Consider the following 25,131-nt stretch of genomic DNA (forward strand, 5'->3'; position numbering starts at 1 on the left):
AATACATCGCACAGCATTCGCAAATCGGTCAAAATGACAGCGGGACATGTGATCGTCTATAAAGCGATGGCTATATATCTTGTGCGTTTCCTGCAAAAACTCTCTTTTTCATTTCAAGTTTTCTGTATAAAAGGGCGAGAAGCATGGATGGGATCGTACAAACAATCATTCCGATAAAGGCATACCGGGGTTCAATTTCATATAAAAAACCTCCGAAAATAGTAAATACCGCAGTGCTCCAGCTGAGAGCAAGCGCTGAATATATGCCTTGGGCTTTCGGGATTTGCGCGGGTGAAATATTTTTAATTAAGTATTTCATAAATGCATAGTGTCCCATCGCGAATGAACAGGCATGCAGCGTCTGCGCAATACAGAAAATGATGACATGAGGAAAGGCAAATACGAGTATCCAGCGTACGGTAGCACCAAGCGCCGCCAAGGCGAGCAAAGAGCCTGCCGTAAATTGATGAAAGTATCGGTCAGCGATTGCAAAGAAGATAATCTCCGCGATAACGGCGATGTTGATAATGATTCCGATGGCATATGCGGGGGCATCGATTTCCTGCAAAAAGAGATAACCGTAATTGTAATAAGACGCGTGTGCCGCCTGCAGTAAGATAACGATTGCGAGCACCAGACCGAAATATTTGATGCGGAATAAGGCAAACATGCCCTCTTTTCTTGCGCGGTCTGTTTCCGGCCGTTTTGAAAGAACAGCTGGCGCATGCATAAAGCTGAGGCATGCGAATATCAGGGTGCCCAAAAGCAGTGCCCATAAAATCGCTTGATCTCCGAATATACCTGTAAAGACGGACAGGATGACGCCGGCTGAAACAAAACCCGCGGACCCCCACTGTCGGCTTGTCCCATAGGCCTTTAATTCGTTATGCTGTACAAGGACGCCGCAAGCGCTGTCTAAAGCAGGCATTAAAGCAGGGTAAAACACATGCAGCACTAATGTGACAAGAAGCAGGCATTGAAAAGAATCAGCGGGAATATAACATAAAAGTGCGAGAAGCGTCCCGGTTCTGGCGCCGTTTAATAAGGCTTTGCTGCTGAATTTTCCTGATAAATAAGGGAAGAAAAATAATGTGGAAATCCCTCTTGCCGCCAAGCCCAGGCTCATAATGAAACTGGCTTCGGATACGGAAACCCCTTTTATATGCACCATCCATCCCGTCCAATAGGGCAGAAAAACACCCCATGTCATAAAAAAACTAAAAAAATGCAGACTCATCCAGCGATATGCTTTCATTCCCGTTCCTCCTTTAATTGGCATGTTATCATGTAAAGACATAAAGACAATATGAGATATCTCATATTTTTGGGGTGGACGATGGAAATTTATAAAGGCGAGAAAAAGCGGCATCAGTTAAAAAAACACTCAATCGCGCATTTATTCTCTTTCCCCGCTGAAGAGTTTATGGAAGTGCGCGAATATGAGCGGGACGAATGGATTATTCAAGAGGGCAGGAGGCCTGACTTCCTGTTTTACGTGCTTGAAGGAAAAGCGAAAATATATGTAACCCACCAAAACGGGAAAGTTTCTTTAATTAATTTTATCAACAAAGATGATTACATCGGAGAGATGGAACTATTACATGAAGTGTATTACACAAAAGGAATTCAAGCCTCAACGAAGACTGTTTGTTTTGCTCTGCCTATTTACCGCTGCCGCGCGCAATTGCTGCAGGATGCGAAATTCCTGCGTGAATTGGCTAAGTTTTTAAGTGCTAAGGCAACGCTTATGGCTTCGAAATATTCACAAAGTCTGGCGTTCCCGCTTGAAAACCGGCTGGCCGATTTTATTTTGCAGACGGCTTATAAAGGGGGTTATAAAGAGAAGCACGTAACGGTCTGTGATTATTTGGGTGTATCTTACCGTCATCTCTTGCATGTGCTGACGCAATTCTGCCAAAAAGGGTATTTGCAAAAAGAAGGGCGGGGCTATCAAATTAAGCAGCATGATTCACTAAGTGAACTTGCGAAGGCGCTGAAGAATAAGTAGCACGCCCAGAAAAAACAGCCACCCGTAAGTTACGGATGGCTGTTTTCATTATACAAGCTGAGCTTGTTTTTTTCGTGCCTGTTTCGCGGCGTCGACCATATTTTTTAATGCAGCAACGGTTTCTTCCTGCTGTCTTGTTTTCAGTCCGCAGTCCGGGTTTACCCAGAAGCGGTCAGTCGGACACACTTCAAGCGCGTCATCAATAATTTGATAGATTTCTTCAGTTGCCGGCACACGCGGGCTGTGAATGTCGTATACACCGAGTCCGAGGCCTTTCACGTAAGGATGTTCTTTCAAGTATTCTAAAAATCCTCCGTGGCTTCTGCTGTGTTCAATTGTAATGACATCCGCGTCAAGATCATTGATCGTATCTACGATATCTTCAAAGTTGCTGTAACACATATGCGTATGAATCTGCGTCTCATTTTGCACAGAAGACGTCGTTAACCGGAATGCTTCTGCGGCCCAAGTTAAATATTCATCCCAATCCTGCGTTTTTAACGGCAGTCCTTCGCGGAGCGCGGGTTCATCCACTTGGATAATCTGAATACCGGCATCTTCAAGCGCTTTTACTTCTTTTCTGAGGGCAAGCCCGATCTGGAAGGCGATTTCTTTTCTTGAAATATCCACACGCGGGAATGACCAGTTTAAGATGGTGACAGGTCCCGTCAGCATGCCTTTCATGTGTTTTTCCGTCAGCGATTGGGCGTAGACCGTATCTTTTACCGTCATCGGTTCGATAAATTCGACATCTCCGAAAATGACAGGCGGACGTACGCAGCGTGAACCGTAAGACTGCACCCATGCATATTTCGTAAAGGCGAATCCGGCCAGTTTTTCACCGAAGTATTCGACCATGTCCGTCCGCTCGAATTCTCCGTGAACGAGCACGTCTAAGCCGATTTCTTCCTGAATGTCAACCCAGCGCTTCGTTTCCGCATTAATAAAGGCTTGGTACTGTTCATCCGTCCAATCTTTTTTCCGCCATTTTTGCCGTGCGCTCCGCACCTCTGCAGATTGAGGGAAGCTTCCGATTGTCGTCGTCGGCAGAAGGGGAAGACCGAGTGATTCATTCTGCAGCGCCAATCGTTCTTCAAAGCTTGCCGGCCGGGAGAAATCTTTTTCCGTCAGCTGATTCAGCTCTTCTTTTTGAGCTGAGTTCGCTCCTGTTGCGAATGCTTTTAAAGCCTTAAGTGCCGTTTTTGATTCTTCGATCTGCTCACTGACGGCCGCTTTGCCGGACAGAAGCCCTTCTTTTAAGACGCCGAGTTCCGCCAGTTTTTCTTTAGCGTATGACAGGCCGTTCAGCAAATCCTTTTCAAGATGCTCGTCAGGGTGTTTCGCCACCGGCACGTGCAGAAGGCTGCTTGAAGGCTGAATCCATAACTCCTCAACATCAGCGTGGCTGAGGATATCCAGAGCTGCATCAAGGCGTTCTTCAACATCGATTTTCCAAATGTTGCGGCCGTCGACCACACCGGCTGCCAGCACTTTATCTTTCGGGAAGCCGTGCTTTTTCAGCTGATCAAGGTTTCTGCCTTTATCATGCACGAAGTCAAGCCCGATTCCCTGTACGGGATAAGAAACGAGTTCTTCATATGCATCAACCGAATCGAAGTATGTCTGCAGAAGGACATTCAGTCCTGAAAGCTCTTTTGTGATCGCTTCATAGAGTTCTTTTGCGGCACGGACGTCTTCAGAAGAAGCTGTCACAAGGGCCGGCTCATCGATCTGAACCCATTTTACGCCTTCAGCTTCAAGTTCTTTCAGCAGCTGAACATAAAGAGGAACAAGGCGTTTTTGAATCGCTTTCGCTTCTGATTCTTCGTATCCTTTCGCAAGTGTGACGAATGTGTACGGACCGACGATGACAGGTTTTGTTTCCGCTCCGAATTCTTCTTTGATCCGGCGGTAGTCGTCAAGCTGTTTGTTTCTCGTCAGACGGAATTCAATGCTTTCGTCATATTCAGGGACGATGTAATGGTAGTTGGTATTAAACCATTTCGTCATTTCACTGGAAACGGCGTCTTTTACACCGCGGGCAATCGCAAAGTATGTATCAACGGGATCCGTGATGCTGCGGAATCTTTCCGGAATCCAGTTAAAGCTGACGGCGGTATCAAGCACATGGTCATAATGGGTGAAATCAGAGACCGGCACGATATCGATATGTTGGTCAAGCTGTGTTTTGACAGCTGATAAGAATAAACCGTCAAGTTCTTTAAGAAACGTTTCTTTGTCAGTGTTTCCTTTCCAATAAGCCTCAAGCGCTTTTTTCCATTCTCTGTTCAAGCCGATTCTCGGAAAACCGAGGTTCGAAGTTTTGATTGTTGTCATTAAGTTTCCTCCTTTAAGTGAGATGTAACAAAAAAGCCTCTTTCTCATGAGAGAAAGAGGCTTTAACTTCAAAATGCAAGCCTCTCTTATCTCTCAGATCACGTCTGATGGAATTAGCACCGTGCCTTATGAGACAGTCGTCTCGGCGCAAAAATCACGCGCCCCATTTCACAATGGAATTACGGTCGGTTGCTGTTGGGGTCAAAAGGCCAATCCCTCGCCCAACTCTCGATAAGAGAAAATATTTCAATTTTTTTGAAAAGTTACATCATTTGTTGGTTATCTTATCAGTTTATTCAGATCACTGTCAATAGAAAATCTCACATTTTAAAAATTGGTGATGTGACAAGCTGATCAATCATTATATGAGAAAAATATCAGAAAGACAGCAGCTGTGCCTGTTCGGCTCTTTCCATCAGCACTTCAGGCGCGTCTAAATACAGGAATCCGTTCCCGGCCAATGTTTTGGCGATGTCCAAAGGAAGGGTCCGCCGCACGAGCTGGGCGTAGACTTCAGCCTCAGAAAGCGTCCGCTGAAACGCGTCCTGTTCAAGCCCTTTTATTAAGGCAAGCGCTCCGCTCACATGCGGGGCGGCCATTGAAGTGCCCGTCAGTTTCCCGTATTTATGGTTGGGAAGGGTGGAGAGAATATTTTCTCCCGGAGCCACCAGGTCAATCTCTTTATTGGCGTTTGAAAATTCAGACGATTTACGGGCGATTGAGACTGATCCGACTGCGATCACCTCGTTGTAAGCGGCTGGATACGACAGTTCCTCTGTACGTTCGTCTCCGTCGCCTTCGTTTCCTGCCGCGCAAACGACCAGAACACCGCTTTTTACCGCATTTGTGACGGCTTCTTTCAATTCAGGCACATCGCTTGGCCCGCCGAGTGACATGGAAATAATATCGGCCTTTTGTTCAACGGCGTAGTTGATGCCGTTAATGATCCATTCGTATTTGCCGCTGCCGTTTTGACCGCCGAGAACTTTAACGATTAAAAGGCTTGCTTCCGGCGCGACACCCGAAATTCCGCCGTTTGAATCATTGGCGGCAATCGTTCCGGAAACGTGTGTCCCGTGTCCGTTATAATCGGAAATCGCGTCTTCTTTGCCTCCGTCATCATCGGTGAAGTTTTTCCCGCCGACAATCCGGTCTTTCAAATCAGGATGATTGATGTCGCAGCCTGTGTCAAGCACCGCGATTTTAATATCCTTGCCTTTAAACCCTTTTGCCCACAACTCTGGCGCCTTAATCACTTTAATCCCCTCTGGAAGCTCGTTCACCTCCATGATCTGTTCATCCGTGACATAAGGAATCAAATGCATTTCACCATTCATAAAAAAGCCCTCCTTTTTTATGCTTGCGAGTGGATACAAGGGTGTTGCTACTATTTTATGGCAGAGCATGCCGGCCGGAAAGAGTCATTTGAAGCATTTTCATAAAAAAGGCGTAATCTATCGCACTAAAAAATTTCAAATAAATGGATAGTTTAACAGCTTTTATTTTCATTCATGATCCGCTGACGGTATAATTGGAAATGGGAAAGGAGAAGAGATATGAAGATAAGTGAAGCATTATACAACTATTTTTCAGAACAAGTGGATCAAATTGCGAAAGAGTGGATCGAAACGATGGAAGATTCGGATCCGAATTCGATTTATTCTTTGACAAATCCCGTCATCACAGAAGAACTGACGGAGCAGGATAAAGAATTTTACCGGCATATTAATAAAATGTATATCATGCCGAAAAAAGAATTTTTAGAAGAGTTCGAGCAGTGGGTGATTGAGCTTGCGAAAGACCAGAAGCATCTGGATACTCCCGTACAGTATGTGGTCCGTGAATTCATGAGAAACCGGAGACTATACATCAGTTATTATGATGCGTTTGCCGATAAACATGAATCTTCGTTTGCACAGGGAGAAAGGAAGAAATGGGAGAATTTAATTGTACAAGTATTTGATTTTACGATTTACACGTTTGTCGATCATGCCGAGCATAACTCAAAAATGCAGCTGAATGCGCAAAGAGAAATGATTTTGGAGTTAAGCTCGCCGGTTATCACGCTGAGCAAACGGACGGCGCTGCTGCCGCTTGTCGGCGATATTGACACGGAGCGCGCCAAATTCATTCTTGAAAATACGCTGAGCACATGTGCAAAACGGCTGATTGAACATCTGTTAATTGACCTGTCGGGTGTAGTGGTTGTCGATACGATGGTGGCGCATCAGATTTTTAAATTAGTTGAGGCGCTGAAATTGATCGGCGTCACGTCCACTTTATCCGGAATCAGGCCGGAAATCGCTCAAACCGCCGTACAGCTCGGCATTAATTTCTCAGATATTACGATCAAGTCCAATCTCGCTCAGGCTCTCAATTATCATCAATAACATACATAACAAAACAGGCTGCCGAATCACTCCGGCGGCCTGTTTTTATACAAACAACAATGAAATGAGCCAGCTTGCGCCGAATAACAGAAGCACGAGCAGGAAAAAGCACCAGTCGGCGCGGCGCACGGTAACAGTTCTGTAAAACGTGCGGTTTCGGCTCCCCGTAAAGCCTTTAGATTCCATCGCGATCGCCGTGCGTTCCGCCTTTCTGATTGCGCCTGCCAATAGCGGAATGGTGAAGCGCCTGAAGGCGGAGAGCTTTCCTTTCAGCCCGGAATCAGACCCCGCGCCCCTGATTCTGTGCGCCTGCCGGATGATCAGGATTTCATCTTTCAGAAGAGGGAGAAACCGGAACCCCGCGATAACGCCGTATGCAAGCTTGGGCGGCAGCTTACACTGCTGAATCAGACTGAGCATGAACAGAATCGGATCGGTTGTGAAAAGAAACATCATCGACAAAGCGGAAAAACATAAAATACGAAACGCGATAGAAATCCCGAGCGCCGCGTTATCAATGTTGACGGCAATCGGCCCGAGCTTAAACAGCAGGTTGCTTCCGGTTGTCGGGACGTTTCCGAATACGGCGGCTGTCCATAAAGAACCGAAGGCCAGAATGACAAACGGAATCGTGAACAGCAGCCATTTTTTCAGCGGCACACGCCCCGCCGAGAGGACGCCTCCCGCAATGATGATATAAAACAAAGCAGGGGTGTACGGATTATAAATAAACGACAGCATAATGACGCATAACAATACAGCCGCCGCCTTTATTGACGGGTTAACAGCCTCCAGCCGCAAGTTCATTTCTCCGCCTCCTGTCGTGTTTCATCCATTCATACCGCAGCGGTAAAGCCAAATGCGCCTGCTCGGCGATCCCGGTGTTATCAGAAAATAAAGCGTCGGGAGTTCCCCGGAATACCAGTTTCGTGCCGCAGAGCACAAGGATCGTGTCGGCATAATCTGAGACGAGTTCCATATCGTGTGTCACCATCAAAACAGCCGTTCCTTCCTTTTGAATCTCACGGAGCATTTGCATACACTCCCGCGCCGTTTTGGCATCCTGTCCGAAAGTCGGTTCATCAAGCATCAAAACGTTCACATTGTGCATAAGCATCGTTGCGACGCTGAGCCGGCGTTTTTGTCCTTGGCTTAAAGAAAACGGATGCTGTGAGGCATGGCGTCTCAGGCCGAATCGGGTTAACAGCTGAAGAGCTTTCTCCTTTGCGGCTCTGCTGCTTTCAAAACCGAACATCAGCTCTTGAATGGCGGAATCTGTGACAAATTGGTGTTCAGGATTTTGGAAAACATATCCGATCAGCCGCCGCAGCTCTTTTTCAGAATAGGAATCAATCGGTCTGCCGTCTATTTTGATGTCTCCGCCCAGCGGACGGATGAGCTTGGCCGCGGCAGAAAGGAGCGTGGATTTTCCTGTTCCGTTAGGGCCGGCAATCGCGGTGATTGAACCTTTTTTTACGGAAAAGCTCACATCCTGAAAAATGACGTCTGTCCCTCTTGAGAATGACAGCTCGTGAACGCTCAGCGCGTCTTCTGCCGAAAGCGCGGCGGGCCGGGGTTCGGGCAGAGACGGTACAGATTCTTGAAACAGCTTTTCTTTACACAATGTAAAAGGAATGCTGACGTGCTCCTGCAATGAGATCACACGCGGAATCGGAATGCCGAGCTGCATCAGCTCTTCAATCTTTGTTTCAAAGATAACGTCCGTCTCTCCGTCCATCACCTTCTGACCCGTTTCGTCAAGAACAATCGTCCTGTCCATCCACGGCGCCCAATGATCAAGCTGATGTTCGATAACGAGAAGGCCGAAGCCTTTTTTTGCTTGAAGATCTTTGATCAGCCGCGCCAATTCACGTGCGGAATATGGATCAAGCTGTGCCGTCGGTTCGTCCAAAATAATGAGTTCCGGTTCCATCGCAATGATACAGGCAAGCGCCACTTTTTGTTTTGAACCGCCTGACAGCGAAGCGATCGTTCGCGTTTTCAAATGAGTGATCTCTAATTTTGCCAAAACGTCATCGATGATTGCGTCCATATCTTCTTTTGTATATTGCAAATTTTCCAGGCCGAAGGCGATTTCATCTTCAACCGTCAGCATGCAAAACTGCTGGTCCGGATCTTGAAACACGACGCCGATGGATCTGGCGGCGGGTTCTGTCAGATGTGAAAGAGGTGTTCCGTATAAAGAAACGGTTCCCGATTGAACCCCATCGCATGCTTCCGGGTACAGACCGTTTAAACAGAGAGCGAGCGAGCTTTTGCCGCATCCGCTCGGCCCGAGCAATAAAGCCCGCTCTCCTTTCCGGAGCTGAAAGGACACGTTTTGAAGAATCGGCTTTTCATCCTGATCATAAGAAAAGGTAAGACGGCCGGCCGATAGAAGGGGCTCAGATGCCTGCATCTTGGTTCACCTGTTTCTTTTTCTTCTTGAATTGTTTTCCGAGCGCCATGCCGTTCAGCACCCCTGTGTAAGCCAGCGCATCACTGATTGCTTTGCCGAGAAGGCCGGCAAGAAGCGCACCTGAGATCAGACGGATGAGAAGCATGACGGCTAATAAACCCGGATTCAAAACAGAGTATCCGGAAACGAACAAGTCATAAATGAAGCTCGTCACAGAAGACCCCATACCGGATAAAAGAAGCACGGGCAGGGTATACACCCGCCAGCGTGTCGCAAAAAAGACCGCTTCCGCACCGATTCCCTGTGCGATCCCGATCAGAATCACCATCGGTCCTGACGGATTTCCGAGTAAGCACTCCACAAAAGCGGCGATGATTTCAGAAACGAGAGCCGCTCCCGGTTTTTGAATAATGTACGCGGCAATTACCGAGACGATAAACCAGATACCGTAAATCGGTTCATAGCTCATCCGGCCGAAAAACCCTGCCGCTATATTGCTTGCATGAGTTGATACTAAATAAATGACAGCAAATACAACACTGATGACGGACATGACGACAATTTCTCTCATTTTCCAATTTTTCATTGTGATCTCCTGCTTTCTTATCGGATAGTTGTTTGTATGAAAGAGTTGATTTTACGAAAGACGATTGATCGTAAGTTTCATATTGCGGTGTCCTCCCCCGTTTTTTAATGAAAAATAAAAAACTGCATATCCGAGGGAATATGCAGCAGCAGAACGAAAACGCATGGGGAAAAACCCTGCGCTCCGGTCAATCTGCACTTCCCCACGCTGGTATTATCCAGATCGGGTTATAAGGGATCAAAACATGCCTGCCGCATGTTTTATCTCAGCCGATAACAGCACCCCTAGTGCGTTTCCTATACAGTTTTTTATGATGACATCATCATAGTTGATCATGTCTGATTTGTAAACAGCCTTTCTTCAAACAGAGTTTGGAATCGGACCGGATGATCATTCATAAAGATAAGTAGAGCCCTTTTGATCAAAAGGAAACGGAGGACATCTATGTTTGTTCATACAGTGCAGTCTGGTGACTCGTTATTTTCCATCAGCAGAAAGTACGGATACCCTGTTGACAGCATCAGAAGCGTCAACGGGCTTGAGGAAACGAATATCGTTCCGGGGCAGGCGCTTTTAATCCCTCTTAATGAATATACGGTTCAGCCGAATGATACGTATGCCGTTATCGCAGGTAAGGCTTATGTGCCGCAGATGCAGCTGATGCAGGCAAACCCGGATATTCCGCCGAACCGGCTGCGGGCGGGTATGAAAGTGAAGATTCCTGATATCTCTAACTATCTTGCGGGAACCCTGCAATTTTATGTCATTCGGACGCCTGAAGCGGATAGAGAGCTAATTAATGATTTTGCGCCGTATTCTTCGGCGATTTCTTTGTTTGAATATCATTTTGGCCCGAATGGAGATATCATTAACGATTTAAACGACAGAACCGCAATAGAAACCACATGGCAGAACAGAGTGCGTCCGCTTGCCGTCATTACGAATCTGACAGAAGGGGGATTCAGTCCGGAATTAGCCCATCAAGTGCTGCAAAATCCGACGGCAAGAACGAATCTCGTCAACAATATCGTCTCCTTAACCGTAAGAAAGGGATACGGCGGTGTAAATATTGATTTTGAACGGGTCAGAGAAGCTGACAGGGACCTCTTCACAGGATTTCTCCGGCAGTTAAAAACCCGGCTTTCAGAGCATCAGCTCGCGTTAACGATATCGGTTCCGGCGAAAACAAGTGATGCAGTGCCGTGGCTGAGGGGATATGATTACGGCGGAATCGGAGCCGTGGTCGATTATATGTTCATTATGGCGTACGACTGGCACCACGCCGGCAGTGAGCCGGGACCCGTGGCGCCTTTGACAGAGGTCAGGCAAACGATCAATTTTGCCATCAGCAGGGTGCCGAGAAGAAAAGTGATTCTCGGTGTTCCGCTATACGGGTATGATTGGGTGATTCCGTACCGTCCCGGAACGATCGGATCCGCCATCTCCAATCAGCGCGCCATGGAAACGGCCATGAAGCACCAATCAGTGATCCGTTATTCCCAGCAGGAGCGTTCCCCTTACTTCCGGTATACTGATGAAAATGGAAGAACGCATGAAGTGTGGTTTGAGGATGTGCGGAGCATGAGTGAAAAAATGGTTCTCGTCCGGGAGTTCGGACTGCAGGCGATCGGCGCGTGGCAATTAACGCTCGGTTTCAAACCGGGCCCGTGGCTGCTTAGGAACTTTTTCACGATCCGAAAAATATAGCTGCATGTCCCGCTACGCAAGTAATTTTTTTTCCTATGATAACGGGTCTTCTTTTGGACAATCTAAAATTGAACAGGAGGTCTGTCATATGAAGAAAAGGGAAGAGCAGTATATCAACGAGGCTGAGTATGTACCGCATCCGACAAAAGAAGGGGAGTACGCGCTCATGCTGCATGAATCCTATCATTTCCTTTCAGAAGAGGATGAAAGCGATTTGCCGGAATAAGGGCTTTATGCCTTTATTCCGTTTATTTTATAGGTATGTGCTGAAATCACAAATTTAAGGTTGACACATTCCTTTTTTTTCTGTAATCTCAGTGTGTCAATTCAAATAAGAACTTCGTTAGGTGAGGCTCCTGTATGGAGATACGCTGCTGCCCAAAAATGTCCAAAGACGCCAATGGGTCAACAGGAATCATCGACATAAGGTGATTCTTAACGCAGCTGGATGGCTGTCCTATGCCATACAGTGCTAAAGCTCTACGATTGGAGGCCCCGCACGTTTATTTGCCGTGCTTGTTTTCGCCTTCATATCAGAAGGTTTTTTTTATGCCTCAAAACGTACACGACTGAGCATGATAAGGAGGTGCGGAGTATGGATTCTCCCCATTCGAGTATGTCAGAAGAAGTACCCATATACAGCCAGATAACCAGTGACGACATGATGAGGAGACAAACCGCCGCACTTCCCTTGACGGACGGCGCGTCTCCGTAAAGGAGGTACGAGTCCCGATGGTCCAAAACATGACCTATGACGAACTCATATTACGCATTATCATTTTATTGCGGGACGGAAAAATAAAAGAATTCCGAAACATGATAGATGAGCTTCAGCCCTATGACATGGCATTTTTGTTTAAAGAAATGCCGGAAAAGCACCGGGCCCGTTATCTGTCATATATGACGGTTGATGACATCACCGACATGATCGGAGAGCTGGAGCGGGAATTTCAGCTTGCCGTTTTGCATAAAGTCGGTAAAACGAAAGCCACTCTCGCAATGAATAAAATGGATAACGACGATCTCGCCGCATTGCTGGAAGAGATGGATGAAGAACTGAAAGAACAGCTTTTATCCAGCATGGAGGCTGAGGAATCAAAGGCCGTGCAGCTTTTGATGAACTATCCGCAAGAATCGGCGGGACGGATGATGACGAACCGCTTCGTCTGGATTCCGCAGCATTATACAGTAAAAGATGCGGTCGTGAAGCTGAAAAGCTTTGCAGAAATCGCAGAATCAATAAATTATTTGTACGTGATTAATGACAGCAAGCAGCTTGTCGGAGTGCTCTCATACAGAGATTTAATTCTCGGCGAGCCTGACGATAAAGTGCAGGATCTCATGTTTACACGTGTCATCTCGGCCGGGGTGCTCCAAGACCAGGAAGAAGTCGCCAGGCTGATCCAGCGGTATGACTTTTTAGCCATTCCGATCGTGGAAGAAAATCATGTGCTTGTCGGTATTGTCACTGTCGATGATATTATTGACGTCGTGATTAAAGAAGCCGATGAAGATTACGAAAAATTCGCAGCCTCCGGTAAGGCGATTACATTTGATACGAAAGCGTACGTTGCGGCGTACCGCCGTTTGCCGTGGCTCATTCTGCTTTTGTTTATCGGATTGATTTCCGGAAGCATTCTGAATTATTTTGAAGATACATTGCAAAAAGTAGTCGCCCTCGCGTTTTTCATGCCGATGATCGCGGGAACGACGGGTAATACAGGCACACAGTCACTCGCCGTCGTCATCAGAGGACTGGCTAAAGAAGAAATGAATAAAAAAACCATCTTTAAACTGATTTTCCGTGAATTAAGAACCGGTATCTACATCGGCATCGTCTGTGCGATCGCGATTACGATTGTCGCAACCGTCTGGCAGAAAGACTTAACGCTCGGTTTTGTCGTCGGTTCATCGCTGCTTGCAACGTTGATTATCGGTACGATGGCCGGAACGATCGTCCCTATTATTCTTCATAAACTGAACATTGACCCGGCGATTGCATCAGGACCGCTGATTACGACGCTGAACGATATTTTGTCCTTATTAATTTATTTCGGCATTGCAACTGCATTTCTTCATGCTTTATAAAAAAAGTCCGTCTCACAGGAGGCGGACTTTTTTGATCAGCGGTTTTTATACTTAAAATGAGCATTAAGCTGTCCTTCCAGCATTTTTTTGCGGAGCTGCGGGTCGTTTTTGAGAGCCTGTTCTTTTTTTCGCATGTCTTTTAAAATTTCAGCCGTCTGCACGCCGTCTTCCCGCTTGTTGGCAATATCCATCAGCCGCTCAACGTCCGCGAAGGAATACTTTCTCGTTCCCCGTGATGAACGCTGCGGATAGATTAATTTCCGTTCTTCATAGTATCTGATCTGTCTGACTGACAATCCGGTTAATTCGCTTACAATGCCGATCGAGATTACTTTTTTATCTTTGTAAGATTGTTCGTCTGTCGTCATTTTTCCACCCCTGGATGTCTTTTACTCATATTATATAAGAAAAAAAGAGAAAAAACCTGACGCTTGTCAGGTTTTCTGACGCGGAATAGAAAATTTTAGAAAAAAAGCGGCAGAAAAATTGACAAGGTTAATGCATGGTTCTGTGCCCCGTTTTATGCTTACTGTACAGACACAATGAGGAGGAAGGATAGGAATGGAGAAAGAAAAAGCGGTTTCGCTGGCAAAAGAAATCATTGAATTAGATATGAAACGCGATGAAATGCTGGAGGCGTTCATGCAGCTTGCCGGGGAACACGCTTTTCCGCTGCTCAGAGCCGTCCAGAACGGACTTTACCGAAAAACATCATAATCTACAGAAGTTTTACAATGGCTTTATACGTCTTTGATATAAAAGCGTTATTCTGATCATAGAATAACGGAAAACAAAGGAGGCCGCTATGAGTCTTTTGCTTCAAAATGCATTGGACAAAGAGAGAAACCATTATTCCAAAAAGCTTCTGCAGATCGGAGTCTATACGAAAGAAATACTCAATTCCATGACAATTACGGAGCTGAGAAAGGAATACGCGTATTTTTTTCGGAACATTCCCTATAAAGAACGGAACCCTTATACAAATTAAATGATGTATAAGGGTATTTTTTTATATAAAAAAGAAGGAATTCTGAAAAACGGCACGAATAGAATATAAACAAAGAACGACTCTTATGAATTGTAAGGGTTTACATTATTTTTTTATAAAAATCTTAAATACGGGGTAGATATGATGAGATTATCATTTAACGAAGAAGAAGTGATGCGTTCGATGAATTTGTACAAAGTTTTTGCAAGGGCTTTCAAGAGTGTGTCTGAACACAGCATCCGCGACAGTAAAGAACACGGTTTTAATCCGACTGAATTTGCCGTTTTGGAGCTGCTCTATACGAGAGGACCGCAAAAGCTTCAGCAAATCGGGTCGCGTCTTTTGCTTGTCAGCGGGAATGTCACCTATGTCATCGACAAGCTTGAAAGAAACGGGTTTTTGGTCAGAGAACAAGACCCTAAGGACAAACGGTCTGTTTACGCCCATTTAACTGATAAAGGAAACGAGTATTTGGATAAAATTTATCCGATTCATTCATTGAGAATTGCGAGAGCGTTTTCAGGACTTATGCCTGAGGAACAGGAACAGCTGATAGCCTTACTGAAAAAAGCAGGAATTCACAGCCAGCATTTGCTTTTCCGTTAAAAGAAAGCGGATACAAACACTCTTCTTCACGAAGAGTGTTTTTTTTCTGTTCCGGACAGTAGAGCCTGAAGCGGTTTTTGCATAAGCTGATACAGGTCGGCATCATTATTTACCAATCATAATGTGACACGCCCCATGCCAAAATATGAGGGTGCTTTGATTATAAAGAAGGTGAACATGTGAGAAGCTGTCTGCTGTCTATATGGTACTTACTTGATCCGCTTTATTTCTTCTTTACCCGGCTGACGCTGATTGATAAACGGCAATCGAATGTATTCCGCGTCCGTTTGACTAGATATAAAGGAAAAGATGTCATCCTGAGCGACGGAACCAGAATTAAAAAAAACGACGTGTTAGTTAAGATTCATCTTCATAATGTCAAACTCCTGAAAGAGCTGCAGCCTATTGAAAGCGCGGTCAGAAGGGGGATTATGCTATATCAGAAGGTATATCAATCCATGCCTCATTTAGCGGATTATATTAACCAGCATAAACGGAAAGACGAGATTAAGGGAGTCGTCGGCATTACAATGCTTCATAAAGGAGCTGCGAGACTCGGTTTTGATGTGATAAAACCGTCCAGCGGCTGCTACAGGCTGTTTAAGAAAGCGGCCCATATTCCGATTTTATACTTTACTGCAAAACAGCTCACCCTCAAAAACATTCCTTACTCCTGCTATTTATTTATTTCCAAAGAAAAATTGATGTGCACGTATCAGACTGAAAAGAGCTGACAAAAAGCGTCAGCTCTTTCTCTTGATTTGCTCAAGCACGATTGAAAGCGGGCCGTCCTGCGGGTTCCGGTAAAAATCATAAAACGGATCTCCCTCTGTCCTGACGCGGTTCACTACTGTATCGATCGTATAATCATCAGGTGTTAAAGAGGAGTTGACTTCGCTCCAATAAAGGGGAGCCGCAACCGTTCCCAATTCGTTGCCCCGGGTCGAATAGGGGGCGATAATGGTTTTCCCTTCGGCATGCTGCAAATAATCTAGGTAGAGTCTGCCGTTTCGGTTTTTGATAAACCGCTCTGTCGTAAAAAGATCCGGCCGCGTCCTGACGCAATAATCGGCGATGAGCATTGTGAACGCACGGGTTTCTTCATAGGTGAATGCTTCCGGTGAAAGCGGGATGTAGAGCTGAATGCCTTTATTTCCGGAGAGCTTCGGGAATGACGTAATGCTGAATGAGTCAAACAGCTGTTTCAGCACATGCGCAGCCTCCACTGCCATAGGAAAATCATTCCTTGACGGAGGATCAAGATCAATGACAATCTCTGCGGGCCTTTCAGAATGCACTGTCTGAAACGGAACGTGAAATTCAAGCGCCAGCTGATTAGCCAGCCATAAAAGTGACGGTATGCTGCTGCATACGATGTGCTCGTGGCTCCCGTCAAACACGCTTGAGACAAAGTCCGGCGTGTAGTCCGGTTTGTTTTTTTGAAAAAAAGATTCGCCAGGCGCGCCGTGCGGATAACGGATCACCGTGACGGCCCGATCTTTAAGAAAGGGCATCAGAAAATCGCTCATTTTCACCATATAACTAAGGAAATCTGCTTTCGTTTTTTCACGTTTTTTAAAAACAATCTTATCCAGACTTGTGAACTGCAGCTTCGGCGGCAGCGTTTTAGAGTGAAGGATAAGCTGTTGATACGTGCATTCCGTCCAATCCATTTCAAACTGAAAAGACACAAAAGATACTTCACGCAGCGTGTCCTGCAATATGGTTAAATACTGCACGGTCATGCAGATAGAAGGCTCAAGTGTATACTCGCCGCTTTTTTGTTTTTTTCCGTGGGTCTCCATAATGGTTCTGACGGCGTTTTTTTCTTCCGCCTGCATGCCGTGGGAAACGGACGCGATCGGGACGGCGATGCCGTCTTTTAAAACAGAGGCCGTTACATACCCGTTTTTCGGATTAAACCCGGTTAATAGCACATGTGCCGTTTTCATATGTTTATACTTTTGCCAGTCGGGAGACCGTTTATTTTCCGCCCAGCCGCTGGAAGCCCTTTTTGCTACGATACCTTCTCCGTCATGGCGGACGACCTTCTCCCAAAGCGCATCAAAGTCAGTGTGTTCCGGAATGTATTGAATCGCTTCTTCCGCTAAGTGATGAGGGCAGGCGGGAAGATTTGCTTCTTTAAACAGTTTGGAAAGGGCGCGCTTCCGTTTCACATACGGTAATGAAACGGTGCCCGCGCCTTCCAGAACGAGGAGATCAAATGCCAGAAAGCGGCACGGCCGTCTATCAGCGGTGCTTTCAATTGCTTCCGTCCGTTTTAAACGTCCGCGGATTTGAAGATGCTCAAAGTCCGCTCTGTACGGATTGATTAAATAGACAAGCTCTCCGTCAAGCGTAATGGGGAACCTGTCTTTCATGTGCTGAAAACACCGAGCCGCAAAAGCCGTGATTTCCGGAAATTGATTCGTCAGCGTCTGTCCGTTTCTGCTGGTTAATGTAACGCCGCTTTCGTCTATGCGGAGAAGACAGCGGAATCCGTCATACTTTACCTCATAGCGCCACTCACTGCCTTCAGGCGGTACAGAGGTCAAAATCGGCTGCATCGTCAGCACCATGATTAAGACGTTCCGGCTTTTTGTCTGGTCGTCTTCTGCTTTTTGCCTCCGCCGCCTGCTGACGCGGCGTCTTTTGTCCGCGCCGGTGCAGCCTGTTCGCGATCCGGCCGCTTCGTCCGGTCAATGCTTGCCTGAAGCGCGCTGACAAGATCGATGACATCTTCGCGCGGGCCGGCAGCAGCCGGTGTCACGCCCGCTTTTTCATGTTCGAGCTTATCGTTAATTTTAGCGAGAAGGGCTTTCCGGTACGTATCTTCGTATTGTTCCGGGTCAAACTCGGTTGTCAGCTCATTAATTAACGTAATCGCCGTCTGCAGCTCTTTTTCATTAACGGCTGTCTGCTCGGGAACGCCCGGCACATGTCCGGCATTTCTGACTTCATCCGGATAATGAATGGATTCCATCACGATGCAGTTGTCATACACGCGAAGAATCGCAAGCTGCTGTTTAGAGCGGATCGTAATGGAGGCAATCCCGATTTTACCCGTCGTCCTCAGCGCTTCCCGCAGAAGTGTATAGGCTTTTGTGCCGTTATCTCCCGGCCCGACATAATATGACCGGTTAAAATAAATCGGATCAATTTCCTGCAGCTGGACAAAGTCAACAATCTCAACCGCTTTTTCTTCATGTTCCTGTTTTACGTCTTTCAAGTCTTCGTCTGTCATAATGACGTATTTCCCTTTTACATACTCATAGCCTTTCACGATTTCATCAGGTTCCAGACTTTTTTCACATCCGGTGCAGATTTTCTCGTATTTAATCGGCGCATGGTCTTCTTTATGAAGACTGCGGAATTTTATATCTTTATCTTCAGTGGCCGCAAAGAGCTTGACCGGGATATTGACGAGGCCGAAACTGATCGAACCCTTCCACATCGTGTGCATGAATAAAAACTCCTTTTTGTCTTTATTGTGGATAAACGGGTCCGTTCCATGTGTAGCAACTTATGGGTGTTGCGGCGCTTCATGGAGCGGCTGTTCCATTTCCTCAGGCGGAAATGGTCGGCTGAAAAGGAAATGAATTCTTTATTTACAATCAGTGAATCGGTAAGTTCTTTAAAGCGCTGAAGTCCCTGAAAATCATCAGCGGTAATCAAAAAGATTATACAAAATCATTCCCCGGGAAATGCCCACGCATTCCCATGTGGTGACTGAGAAAATTTCCCGCTCCCATATGAACTGAATCCGCGGTCAGCCGCCGCTTACTTTTCGGGAGATCTTAAGTGATGTAAACGCCGCCAGACAAGCAATCAGGAGACAGGCGGGACGTTGTATTGCGCATGTCATTCCCTCCCGCTATACCGATCTGAAACGACTCACATTTATAACGGGCATGTCTAAAAGATATTTCAGCCTCAAGGTTTTGTGTTAAAATCATTCTTAAGTTTCGGAATATAGACGTAAGCCGGGAGTGATAGATCATCGAAGATTTCATCATATCAATAATAGAGGCGTTTAAAAGCTTATCTTATGCCGGAATTTTTTTGGCGCTCAGTATAGAATTCATCCCGGCGGAAATTGTTCTTCCGCTTGCGGGCTATTGGGTCTCAAAAGGGGATATGACGCTTGCCGGGACCGTGTTTGCCGGTTCGCTCGGCGGTGTTTCAGGTCCGCTTGTCTTATATGGAATCGGCAGGCTGGGCGGTCGGCCGTTTTTGCTGAAATATGGAAAGTATATATGGATAAAACCCGAATCCCTGCAGAAATCAGATGATTTCTTTCAGAAGCACGGAGGTTTGGTCGCGTTCAGCGGCCGTTTTATACCGGGGGTCAGGACGCTGATTTCTTTGCCGTGCGGCATTGCGAAGATGAATGTCTGGGTCTTCTCTCTATATACATATGCAGCGATGCTGCCGATTACATTTGCTTACGTATACCTCGGAATGAAACTCGGGGAAAATTGGAAAAGCGTCGGTTCCATTCTCGATCAATATATGCTGCCGCTCGGTATATTCATTGTGTTGCTTCTCATTCTTTGGATGTTTTTAAAGAGAAGAAAACAGCGGGCCAAAACAGAAAAAATTTCTCAATTTGTTAAAAAAGTTAAGCGTTGACAAATGATGAAACAGGCTTTATCATGAGCGTATAAACAAATATTTCTTGAAATCCCAAAGGGGAGTAGCGTCCGGATATTCCGGAAACAAAGTCGTCAATTCATGGATCATATCCATCGGCTTTGTTGGCATGCCAATCATTCATGTCTAGCAAGACCTTTGCCTTATATCGGCAAAGGTCTTTTTTGCGTAAAAAACCGCCGGTATAAGCTCGGATGATAGAAAAAAGAAACGGAGGGAATGGATTGGACTTTGCATTATTATTGGAGTATGGATGGGTTCTTCTCGTTTTAATCGGGCTGGAAGGGATTTTGGCGGCGGATAACGCGCTGGTGATGGCTGTGATGGTGAAGCATCTTCCTGAAAAACAAAGGAAGAAGGCTTTATTTTACGGATTGGCGGGCGCATTTATTTTGCGTTTCGGGTCGCTGTTCGCCATTTCTTTTCTGGTGAATGTTTGGCAGGTCCAGGCCGTCGGCGCTTTATATCTGTTTTACATTGCGGTCAGCCATTTGCTGAAGCGGTATGTATTTAAAGATAACGCCGGTCAGAAAACGCAGAAAGAAAGCGGGTTTTGGCAGACTGTCTTGAAAGTGGAGCTCGCGGACATCGCTTTTGCCGTTGATTCCATTTTAGCGGCGGTCGCGCTTGCCGTAACGCTCCCGGGAACTCAGCTTCCTGCCATCGGCGGCTTGGACGGCGGTCAGTTTCTCGTTATTTTAGCCGGCGGCGTAATTGGTTTAATCATTATGCGTTTTGCGGCATCAATGTTCGTATCCTTACTGAAAACCAGGCCGGGCCTTGAAACGGCGGCATTTGTGATTGTCGGATGGGTAGGCGTGAAGCTCGCTCTTTATACATTGGCCCATGAGGAACTCGGTATAATTCCGGCAGATATCATCCATTCGGCGGCCTGGAAAATCATTTTCTGGGCGGTTCTGGCTGCCATTGCGGTTTGCGGATGGTTTATGTCAGGAGCAAAACAAATAGAGTCCGGCGCGGAATCGGAAAAAAGAGAACACGCGTAAAATGATCAAAAAGGGAGTCTGGCTTTTTAAAAAGCAGGTTCCCTTTTTTGTTTGAAACGCTTACATTTAAGACATATGATAACAATTTTATAACAGCATTGTTACAAAAAACACAGAGAAAACCCCCTTAATTCTGCATGGGGGCACGAAATCATGTATAGTACGTCTTATTGGCTTGTCATAATTGAGACAAATGAAATCGATTTCTCTTTTTCTTCCTTTGCGAATCCCTACTAAATTAGCTATGATTATGAGTAGTTATAGGGAGGAACTGAGGTGAAACCAGTGCTTAGCCTTTTGTTTAAATTGGGAAAAAAGAAGCAAACGCTTGAAACATCTGTTGAAAAAATACAAAAAGGCGACAAAGATCTGCAGAACGATTTAATACAGCAATATAAGCCTTTTATCGCGAAGACGGTTTCATCCGTTTGTAAACGATATATAGATGAAAAAGACGACGAATTCAGCATCGGGCTGATCGCGTTTAACGAAGCCATTGAAAAATATTCGGCTGAAAAAGGTAATTCGCTGCTTGCATTTGCAGAGCTGATTATAAAAAGAAAAGTGATAGACTATATCAGAAAAGAAGCAAGAACCGCTCAGCATATCAATATGGATGTGCAGGAAGGCGACGACCAGGAATCTTCGCAGAGCCTTATCGAAGCGGAGCTTTCCATTGATGAATACCGCAAACAGATAGAACAGGAACAGCGCCGGGAAGAAATTCTTTTTTTTCAGAAGCAGCTGAAAGAATACGGCCTGTCTTTTAAAGAGCTGCTGGAACAATCGCCGAAGCATACAGATGCGAGGCAGAATGCGATTAAGGTTGCCTACACGCTTGTTGAAAATGAAGAGCTGGCGTCCATTTTGCACCAGAAAAAACAGCTTCCTGTCAAACAGCTGGAGCAGCTCGTGTCGGTCAGCAGAAAAACGATCGAACGGAACCGAAAATATATCATCGCCATGAGTATTATTATTACCGGTGATTATATTTATTTAAAAGATTATCTTAAAGGGGTGTTGCACTCATGAGAAGAGGGATCATAGTAGAGAAAAATAAAAAATTCGTCACGTTGCTAACCCCTGACGGACAATTTTTAAAAACAAAAAATGATCACCGCACTTGTGAAATCGGAGAGGAAATTACGTTCGAAGGCGAAACGCGTATGGGAAGAAGGGCCAGCTTTTTTGATTTTCTGAAACTGCGCCCTTTTAAATTGGGAGTGTTTACGATGACTGCTATTATTTTGTTTATTTTAATTTTGCTCCCGGTTTTTTCTGATAACAAAGCTTACGCGTATATGACGCTTGACATTAATCCCAGCATTGAAATGGCTTTAAACAGCAAATATGAAGTCATTGAACTGACACCGCTGAACCATGACGCCAAACAGGTCATCAGTGACATCGGAGATTGGAAAAGCAGCGATTTTAAGGAAGTCATCAGTAATATTATTACCGATTGCAGCAAGCATGGATATGTAAAGGAATCAAAAGAGATTTTAATTTCCACGGTTTATGAAAATACAGATGACAATACATATAAAAAAGGCGTTAAAAAACAGCTGGCTGACATGACTGAAAAATATAAGGGCACCTACCAGGTCCAATCGCTTGAATCTGATATGGAAACAAGAGAAAAAGCAAAACAGGAAGGGATGTCAACAGGCAGCTACATAAGAAGAAACGAAAAGAAAACAGAAGAAAAACAGCCTGAAAAGCAAACCGACGGCAATGAAACAGATCAAAAAGATACCGAAACAGACGCTGATCAAAGCGAGCAGCCGGACACAGACAAGCCGGCGGCTGATGAAAAGACAGCTCCTGATGAAGAAAAGGCAGCAGAGAAGCCGGGAAACAATGAAACAACGCCCGGTACGGAAGAAGCGAAGCCGGACAGTCAGGACGGCAATCAGCAAACCGAAAAAAATGCAGCTTCCGGATCAGAGGAAAACACACAGAAGGAACAAGATGGGGAAACAGAGCAGCCCCCAACACAAAATCCTCAGGAAAACGGAAATGACAAAGAGCCTAAGCAAAAGTATTACAATCATTACTGGAATCATGATCGCAATGAACATTGGGAATCCTATCGGCATCATGAAGATTCGTCAGACCGAAGGAATCCGAACGGCTACCGGCACGGAAAGGAGAATGCCGATAAATATCAAAATTCGCCGAGAAGCCCCGGCGAATAAGCTGCATTATTGATTTTTCCCGTTTAATTGTGATTGAGCCTGCTGTACAAGACGTTTTGTCATTTCCCCGCCTACAGAGCCGTTTGCGCGTGCTGCTGTATCAGAGCTAAGGTTCACGCCGAATTCTTGAGCCACTTCGTATTTAAATTGGTCAAGTGCCTGCTCAGCCCCTGGAACTAAGAGTTTATTTCTGCTCGCCATCTTTTTCATCTCCTTTTCTCTGGCAAGATGTGTTTTCGCGTTTTAGTTTCAAACGGAACGGTATTGATTATGCTGGCAATTGTTGTACAGCAAAAAAAACCCGGCGCAGACACCGGGGCGAAGAAGCATTATGAATTATAATAAATGGCTGGTCATTTTGTAGGCTGAGGCTTGAATATGGAAAGTCAAAACGGAGAGCACCGTGACGGCGATTATGGATCTGATATTGTTCCATTGTCCGCTTCCGAGTTCTTTAAAGCAGCCTTTGAGCTTGTCCGTCTGCTCTTCGACGAGCTCCTGCAGGCTCGTTTCCTTCATCGGCGGGTTTGCCTTATGATGAAGATAATCAATCACTTGGGCGCAGCTTTCATAGTAGCTGATCGGGCTGATGACGTCGTCTGATCTGTCTGTGATCGTGTTAAAAGCGATTTTTAATATGCCGCGTATATGTTCGAAGTCATAAATTGATTTTAAATCACGTACAATGAGAAGGATGACAGCTTGTTCAATTGTATATTTTTTGCCGAGTAAGGGGTGGCCGATTAAATCTTTAATATCGCGCTTCACCCAGTTTTGGACGGCGGTTGATTTTAAAGACGTCAGCTCGCACAGATTTCCCAGCTCGACAATCTCGTTAGTTGAAAGCCCGTATTCCTTTTTCTCTTTTTTTCGTTCGAATCTCGTCAGAAATTCAGGGATATGCAGACGGCTTTCCGCCTCATCCAAGGTCATATCCGCTGATTGCAATAAGATTTGGAGAGGGGTTGCGTCTCCTTGGCCTTTTAGCGCGTAAAGAAGCCGGACCATATCAGTTCGGGTCAGTTTAAACGTGTTCATGGTTCACCTCTGATTGATTACGTGTTCACTTTTTAATATCACTGAGAATTACATTAACATCATACGTCGAAATTGTTGCATTTTCAAACAGATCATTTATAATTTAAGTAAATAAGTTCTTTTGATCTTAAAAAAGACGGAGGTAATTATGGCGAAAAGAATATTTCTGTTTATTTTAACGAACCTTTTGGTCATTACGACAATCGGAATTGTGCTTACGATTATTACAAGCGTTACCGGTGTCGGCTCGTATATACAAAATGGCCGCATTGATCTGATGGCATTGCTCGTGTTCAGTCTTGTCGTCGGTTTTGTCGGTTCTTTTATTTCTCTCGGAATGTCCAGATGGATGGCCAAAACGATGATGGGCGTCCGGGTGTTAAATCCGAAGAAACAGTCGCTCAGCTATGAAGAACAACAATTGGTTGACCGTGTGCACAGATTGTCCCGTGCCGCAGGGATGACGAAAATGCCTGAAGTCGGCATTTATCATTCCCCGGAGGTCAATGCTTTTGCGACCGGACCTTCTAAGCGCCGTTCGCTTGTCGCGGTTTCTTCAGGTTTATTGCAGCAGATGGATGATGCTGCGGTGGAAGGGGTTCTTGCCCATGAAGTCGCACACATCACAAACGGTGATATGGTCACGATGACGCTGCTGCAGGGAATCGTCAATACGTTCGTTGTATTCCTTTCCCGAATCGCGGCATGGGTTGCAAGCCGCTTTGTCAAAGAAGACCTCGCGCCGGTCGTTCATTTTATCGCGATGATCGTGTTTCAGATTATCTTTTCCATTCTCGGCAGTCTTGTCGTCTTCGCCTACTCGCGCCATAGAGAGTTTCACGCTGACCGCGGCGGTGCAGACCTTGCCGGCAAGGATAAAATGATTCACGCCCTGCGTACGCTGAAGTCTTATACAGGACATGTGAATGAAGAGGACCAGACGGCGGTGCAGACGTTAAAAATTAACGGTAAAAAGCATTCGTCACTGTTCTCCACACACCCTGATCTCGATGAGCGCATCCGCAGGCTGGAAGCAAAATAATCAACAAAACCTCTGACAATCGTTTCAGAGGTTTTTTGTTTAAAGATCGGCAAATTACATAAGG

Annotated in this window: 25 protein-coding genes and 3 riboswitches; of the genes, 14 read left to right on the forward strand and 11 right to left on the reverse strand. The window is 45.7% G+C overall.

Annotated elements, in window-relative coordinates; translation table 11 throughout:
- Nucleotides 1–70 precede the first annotated feature (70 nt).
- A complete protein-coding gene (locus AC1RRX_RS05575; RefSeq protein WP_144463994.1) occupies nucleotides 71–1,255 on the reverse strand; it encodes an MFS transporter in 1,185 nt (394 codons plus the stop codon).
- An 81-nt stretch (nucleotides 1,256–1,336) separates the two neighbouring features.
- Between AC1RRX_RS05575 and yeiL the strand changes: the two genes are divergently transcribed.
- A complete protein-coding gene (gene yeiL / locus AC1RRX_RS05580) occupies nucleotides 1,337–2,008 on the forward strand; it encodes a transcriptional regulator YeiL (protein WP_042635136.1) in 672 nt (223 codons plus the stop codon).
- Nucleotides 2,009–2,056: 48 nt separating this feature from the next.
- Here the strand turns inward: yeiL and metE are convergent, their stop codons facing one another.
- Together metE and AC1RRX_RS05590 are read right to left on the reverse strand one after the other, a co-directional pair.
- A complete protein-coding gene (gene metE / locus AC1RRX_RS05585; protein WP_144463993.1) occupies nucleotides 2,057–4,345 on the reverse strand; it encodes a 5-methyltetrahydropteroyltriglutamate--homocysteine S-methyltransferase in 2,289 nt (762 codons plus the stop codon).
- 83 nt (nucleotides 4,346–4,428) lie between these two features.
- A riboswitch (SAM riboswitch) is annotated at nucleotides 4,429–4,583 on the reverse strand.
- 139 nt (nucleotides 4,584–4,722) lie between these two features.
- Nucleotides 4,723–5,682, reverse strand: a complete 960-nt coding sequence (locus tag AC1RRX_RS05590; RefSeq protein WP_007407222.1) for a S8 family peptidase — start codon at nucleotides 5,680–5,682, stop codon at nucleotides 4,723–4,725.
- Nucleotides 5,683–5,901: 219 nt separating this feature from the next.
- On the opposite strand from AC1RRX_RS05590, the gene AC1RRX_RS05595 reads away from it, so the two are divergent.
- The gene (locus AC1RRX_RS05595) at nucleotides 5,902–6,735 is read left to right on the forward strand and encodes an STAS domain-containing protein (protein WP_007407221.1); all 834 of its coding nucleotides are present in this window, start codon (nucleotides 5,902–5,904) and stop codon (nucleotides 6,733–6,735) included.
- A gap of 45 nt (nucleotides 6,736–6,780) precedes the next feature.
- Here AC1RRX_RS05595 and thiX read toward each other — a convergent pair whose 3' ends face one another.
- The 3 genes from thiX to AC1RRX_RS05610 are packed head-to-tail and all read right to left on the reverse strand — an operon-like array spanning nucleotide 6,781 to nucleotide 9,740.
- Entirely contained in the window at nucleotides 6,781–7,542 is a 762-nt protein-coding gene (thiX, locus tag AC1RRX_RS05600) for an HMP/thiamine ABC transporter permease ThiX (protein WP_136803335.1), read from the reverse strand.
- Nucleotides 7,517–9,154 carry an ABC transporter ATP-binding protein gene (locus AC1RRX_RS05605; protein ID WP_144463992.1) on the reverse strand — a complete coding sequence of 546 codons (1,638 nt, stop codon included), beginning with the start codon at nucleotides 9,152–9,154 and terminating at the stop codon, nucleotides 7,517–7,519. Before AC1RRX_RS05605 ends, thiX begins: the two co-directional genes overlap by 26 nt.
- On the reverse strand, nucleotides 9,141–9,740 hold the full coding sequence (locus AC1RRX_RS05610; RefSeq protein WP_007407218.1) for an ECF transporter S component: 600 nt from the start codon (nucleotides 9,738–9,740) through the stop codon (nucleotides 9,141–9,143). The genes AC1RRX_RS05605 and AC1RRX_RS05610 overlap by 14 nt, the downstream gene beginning before the upstream one ends.
- Nucleotides 9,741–9,922: 182 nt before the next feature.
- Nucleotides 9,923–10,036: riboswitch (TPP riboswitch) on the reverse strand.
- A gap of 148 nt (nucleotides 10,037–10,184) precedes the next feature.
- Here AC1RRX_RS05610 and AC1RRX_RS05615 point away from each other — a divergent pair.
- The 3 genes from AC1RRX_RS05615 (at nucleotide 10,185) to mgtE (ending at nucleotide 13,535) form a co-directional block, all read left to right on the forward strand.
- Entirely contained in the window at nucleotides 10,185–11,447 is a 1,263-nt protein-coding gene (locus tag AC1RRX_RS05615) for a glycoside hydrolase family 18 protein (RefSeq protein WP_007407217.1), read from the forward strand.
- A gap of 88 nt (nucleotides 11,448–11,535) precedes the next feature.
- The gene (locus AC1RRX_RS05620) at nucleotides 11,536–11,673 is read left to right on the forward strand and encodes a transcriptional regulator SplA domain-containing protein (protein WP_003154740.1); all 138 of its coding nucleotides are present in this window, start codon (nucleotides 11,536–11,538) and stop codon (nucleotides 11,671–11,673) included.
- Nucleotides 11,674–11,779: 106 nt separating this feature from the next.
- Nucleotides 11,780–11,945, forward strand: a riboswitch (M-box (ykoK) riboswitch).
- Between the two features lie 234 nt (nucleotides 11,946–12,179).
- On the forward strand, nucleotides 12,180–13,535 hold the full coding sequence (mgtE, locus tag AC1RRX_RS05625; RefSeq protein WP_007407216.1) for a magnesium transporter: 1,356 nt from the start codon (nucleotides 12,180–12,182) through the stop codon (nucleotides 13,533–13,535).
- Nucleotides 13,536–13,570: 35 nt separating this feature from the next.
- Here the strand turns inward: mgtE and AC1RRX_RS05630 are convergent, their stop codons facing one another.
- Nucleotides 13,571–13,903: a MerR family transcriptional regulator gene (locus AC1RRX_RS05630; RefSeq protein ID WP_003154734.1), complete on the reverse strand. Its 333-nt coding sequence runs from the start codon at nucleotides 13,901–13,903 to the stop codon at nucleotides 13,571–13,573.
- Between the two features lie 193 nt (nucleotides 13,904–14,096).
- On the opposite strand from AC1RRX_RS05630, the gene AC1RRX_RS05635 reads away from it, so the two are divergent.
- The 4 genes from AC1RRX_RS05635 to AC1RRX_RS05650 all read left to right on the forward strand — a co-directional run bounded on the left by AC1RRX_RS05635 (nucleotide 14,097) and on the right by AC1RRX_RS05650 (nucleotide 15,863).
- Nucleotides 14,097–14,252, forward strand: coding sequence for a hypothetical protein (locus tag AC1RRX_RS05635; RefSeq protein WP_003154733.1), 156 nt, complete (start codon nucleotides 14,097–14,099; stop codon nucleotides 14,250–14,252).
- An 88-nt stretch (nucleotides 14,253–14,340) separates the two neighbouring features.
- Nucleotides 14,341–14,523 carry a Fur-regulated basic protein FbpA gene (gene fbpA, locus AC1RRX_RS05640; RefSeq protein WP_144463991.1) on the forward strand — a complete coding sequence of 61 codons (183 nt, stop codon included), beginning with the start codon at nucleotides 14,341–14,343 and terminating at the stop codon, nucleotides 14,521–14,523.
- Between the two features lie 141 nt (nucleotides 14,524–14,664).
- On the forward strand, nucleotides 14,665–15,129 hold the full coding sequence (locus AC1RRX_RS05645; RefSeq protein ID WP_007610911.1) for a MarR family winged helix-turn-helix transcriptional regulator: 465 nt from the start codon (nucleotides 14,665–14,667) through the stop codon (nucleotides 15,127–15,129).
- A 179-nt stretch (nucleotides 15,130–15,308) separates the two neighbouring features.
- Nucleotides 15,309–15,863 (forward strand): YkoP family protein, encoded by a 555-nt coding sequence (locus AC1RRX_RS05650; RefSeq protein ID WP_015417328.1) that lies wholly within the window; start codon nucleotides 15,309–15,311, stop codon nucleotides 15,861–15,863.
- A 9-nt stretch (nucleotides 15,864–15,872) separates the two neighbouring features.
- Here AC1RRX_RS05650 and AC1RRX_RS05655 read toward each other — a convergent pair whose 3' ends face one another.
- On the reverse strand, nucleotides 15,873–17,708 hold the full coding sequence (locus AC1RRX_RS05655) for a DNA ligase D (protein ID WP_144463990.1): 1,836 nt from the start codon (nucleotides 17,706–17,708) through the stop codon (nucleotides 15,873–15,875).
- 2 nt (nucleotides 17,709–17,710) lie between these two features.
- Nucleotides 17,711–18,592 (reverse strand): non-homologous end joining protein Ku, encoded by an 882-nt coding sequence (ku, locus tag AC1RRX_RS05660; protein WP_042635143.1) that lies wholly within the window; start codon nucleotides 18,590–18,592, stop codon nucleotides 17,711–17,713.
- A 533-nt stretch (nucleotides 18,593–19,125) separates the two neighbouring features.
- Here ku and AC1RRX_RS05665 point away from each other — a divergent pair.
- From AC1RRX_RS05665 to AC1RRX_RS05680, 4 genes are all read left to right on the forward strand, one after another.
- Entirely contained in the window at nucleotides 19,126–19,761 is a 636-nt protein-coding gene (locus tag AC1RRX_RS05665; protein ID WP_369878818.1) for a DedA family protein, read from the forward strand.
- 245 nt (nucleotides 19,762–20,006) lie between these two features.
- Nucleotides 20,007–20,789, forward strand: a complete 783-nt coding sequence (locus tag AC1RRX_RS05670; protein WP_020955719.1) for a TerC family protein — start codon at nucleotides 20,007–20,009, stop codon at nucleotides 20,787–20,789.
- Nucleotides 20,790–21,065: 276 nt separating this feature from the next.
- Entirely contained in the window at nucleotides 21,066–21,821 is a 756-nt protein-coding gene (gene sigI, locus AC1RRX_RS05675; RefSeq protein WP_003154719.1) for an RNA polymerase sigma factor SigI, read from the forward strand.
- On the forward strand, nucleotides 21,818–22,987 hold the full coding sequence (locus AC1RRX_RS05680) for an anti-sigma factor domain-containing protein (protein ID WP_014417566.1): 1,170 nt from the start codon (nucleotides 21,818–21,820) through the stop codon (nucleotides 22,985–22,987). Before sigI ends, AC1RRX_RS05680 begins: the two co-directional genes overlap by 4 nt.
- 6 nt (nucleotides 22,988–22,993) lie before the next feature.
- On the opposite strand, the gene AC1RRX_RS05685 is transcribed toward AC1RRX_RS05680, so the two are convergent.
- Together AC1RRX_RS05685 and htpK are read right to left on the reverse strand one after the other, a co-directional pair.
- Complete coding sequence (locus tag AC1RRX_RS05685) at nucleotides 22,994–23,188, reverse strand: alpha/beta-type small acid-soluble spore protein (protein WP_003154717.1); 195 nt, start codon at nucleotides 23,186–23,188, stop codon at nucleotides 22,994–22,996.
- Between the two features lie 135 nt (nucleotides 23,189–23,323).
- Nucleotides 23,324–24,025 (reverse strand): transcriptional regulator HtpK, encoded by a 702-nt coding sequence (htpK, locus tag AC1RRX_RS05690; RefSeq protein ID WP_007407208.1) that lies wholly within the window; start codon nucleotides 24,023–24,025, stop codon nucleotides 23,324–23,326.
- Between the two features lie 148 nt (nucleotides 24,026–24,173).
- On the opposite strand from htpK, the gene htpX reads away from it, so the two are divergent.
- Complete coding sequence (gene htpX, locus AC1RRX_RS05695; RefSeq protein ID WP_007407207.1) at nucleotides 24,174–25,067, forward strand: protease HtpX; 894 nt, start codon at nucleotides 24,174–24,176, stop codon at nucleotides 25,065–25,067.
- Nucleotides 25,068–25,131: the final 64 nt, after the last annotated feature.

The sequence above is a fragment of the Bacillus sp. GW821-FHT11D08 genome, from assembly GCF_058808515.1.

Excerpts from the sequence above, each read along its gene's own strand:
- AC1RRX_RS05575 (WP_144463994.1), bottom strand. The coding sequence starts at position 1,255 with ATGAAAGCATATCGCTGGATGAGTCTGCATTTTTTTAGTTTTTTTATG.
- yeiL (WP_042635136.1), top strand. The coding sequence starts at position 1,337 with ATGGAAATTTATAAAGGCGAGAAAAAGCGGCATCAGTTAAAAAAACAC.
- metE (WP_144463993.1), bottom strand. The coding sequence starts at position 4,345 with ATGACAACAATCAAAACTTCGAACCTCGGTTTTCCGAGAATCGGCTTG.
- AC1RRX_RS05590 (WP_007407222.1), bottom strand. The coding sequence starts at position 5,682 with ATGAATGGTGAAATGCATTTGATTCCTTATGTCACGGATGAACAGATC.
- AC1RRX_RS05595 (WP_007407221.1), top strand. The coding sequence starts at position 5,902 with ATGAAGATAAGTGAAGCATTATACAACTATTTTTCAGAACAAGTGGAT.
- thiX (WP_136803335.1), bottom strand. The coding sequence starts at position 7,542 with ATGAACTTGCGGCTGGAGGCTGTTAACCCGTCAATAAAGGCGGCGGCT.
- AC1RRX_RS05605 (WP_144463992.1), bottom strand. The coding sequence starts at position 9,154 with ATGCAGGCATCTGAGCCCCTTCTATCGGCCGGCCGTCTTACCTTTTCT.
- AC1RRX_RS05610 (WP_007407218.1), bottom strand. The coding sequence starts at position 9,740 with ATGAAAAATTGGAAAATGAGAGAAATTGTCGTCATGTCCGTCATCAGT.
- AC1RRX_RS05615 (WP_007407217.1), top strand. The coding sequence starts at position 10,185 with ATGTTTGTTCATACAGTGCAGTCTGGTGACTCGTTATTTTCCATCAGC.
- AC1RRX_RS05620 (WP_003154740.1), top strand. The coding sequence starts at position 11,536 with ATGAAGAAAAGGGAAGAGCAGTATATCAACGAGGCTGAGTATGTACCG.
- mgtE (WP_007407216.1), top strand. The coding sequence starts at position 12,180 with ATGGTCCAAAACATGACCTATGACGAACTCATATTACGCATTATCATT.
- AC1RRX_RS05630 (WP_003154734.1), bottom strand. The coding sequence starts at position 13,903 with ATGACGACAGACGAACAATCTTACAAAGATAAAAAAGTAATCTCGATC.
- AC1RRX_RS05635 (WP_003154733.1), top strand. The coding sequence starts at position 14,097 with ATGGAGAAAGAAAAAGCGGTTTCGCTGGCAAAAGAAATCATTGAATTA.
- fbpA (WP_144463991.1), top strand. The coding sequence starts at position 14,341 with ATGAGTCTTTTGCTTCAAAATGCATTGGACAAAGAGAGAAACCATTAT.
- AC1RRX_RS05645 (WP_007610911.1), top strand. The coding sequence starts at position 14,665 with ATGATGAGATTATCATTTAACGAAGAAGAAGTGATGCGTTCGATGAAT.
- AC1RRX_RS05655 (WP_144463990.1), bottom strand. The coding sequence starts at position 17,708 with ATGGTGCTGACGATGCAGCCGATTTTGACCTCTGTACCGCCTGAAGGC.
- ku (WP_042635143.1), bottom strand. The coding sequence starts at position 18,592 with ATGCACACGATGTGGAAGGGTTCGATCAGTTTCGGCCTCGTCAATATC.
- AC1RRX_RS05680 (WP_014417566.1), top strand. The coding sequence starts at position 21,818 with ATGAGAAGAGGGATCATAGTAGAGAAAAATAAAAAATTCGTCACGTTG.
- AC1RRX_RS05685 (WP_003154717.1), bottom strand. The coding sequence starts at position 23,188 with ATGGCGAGCAGAAATAAACTCTTAGTTCCAGGGGCTGAGCAGGCACTT.
- htpK (WP_007407208.1), bottom strand. The coding sequence starts at position 24,025 with ATGAACACGTTTAAACTGACCCGAACTGATATGGTCCGGCTTCTTTAC.
- htpX (WP_007407207.1), top strand. The coding sequence starts at position 24,174 with ATGGCGAAAAGAATATTTCTGTTTATTTTAACGAACCTTTTGGTCATT.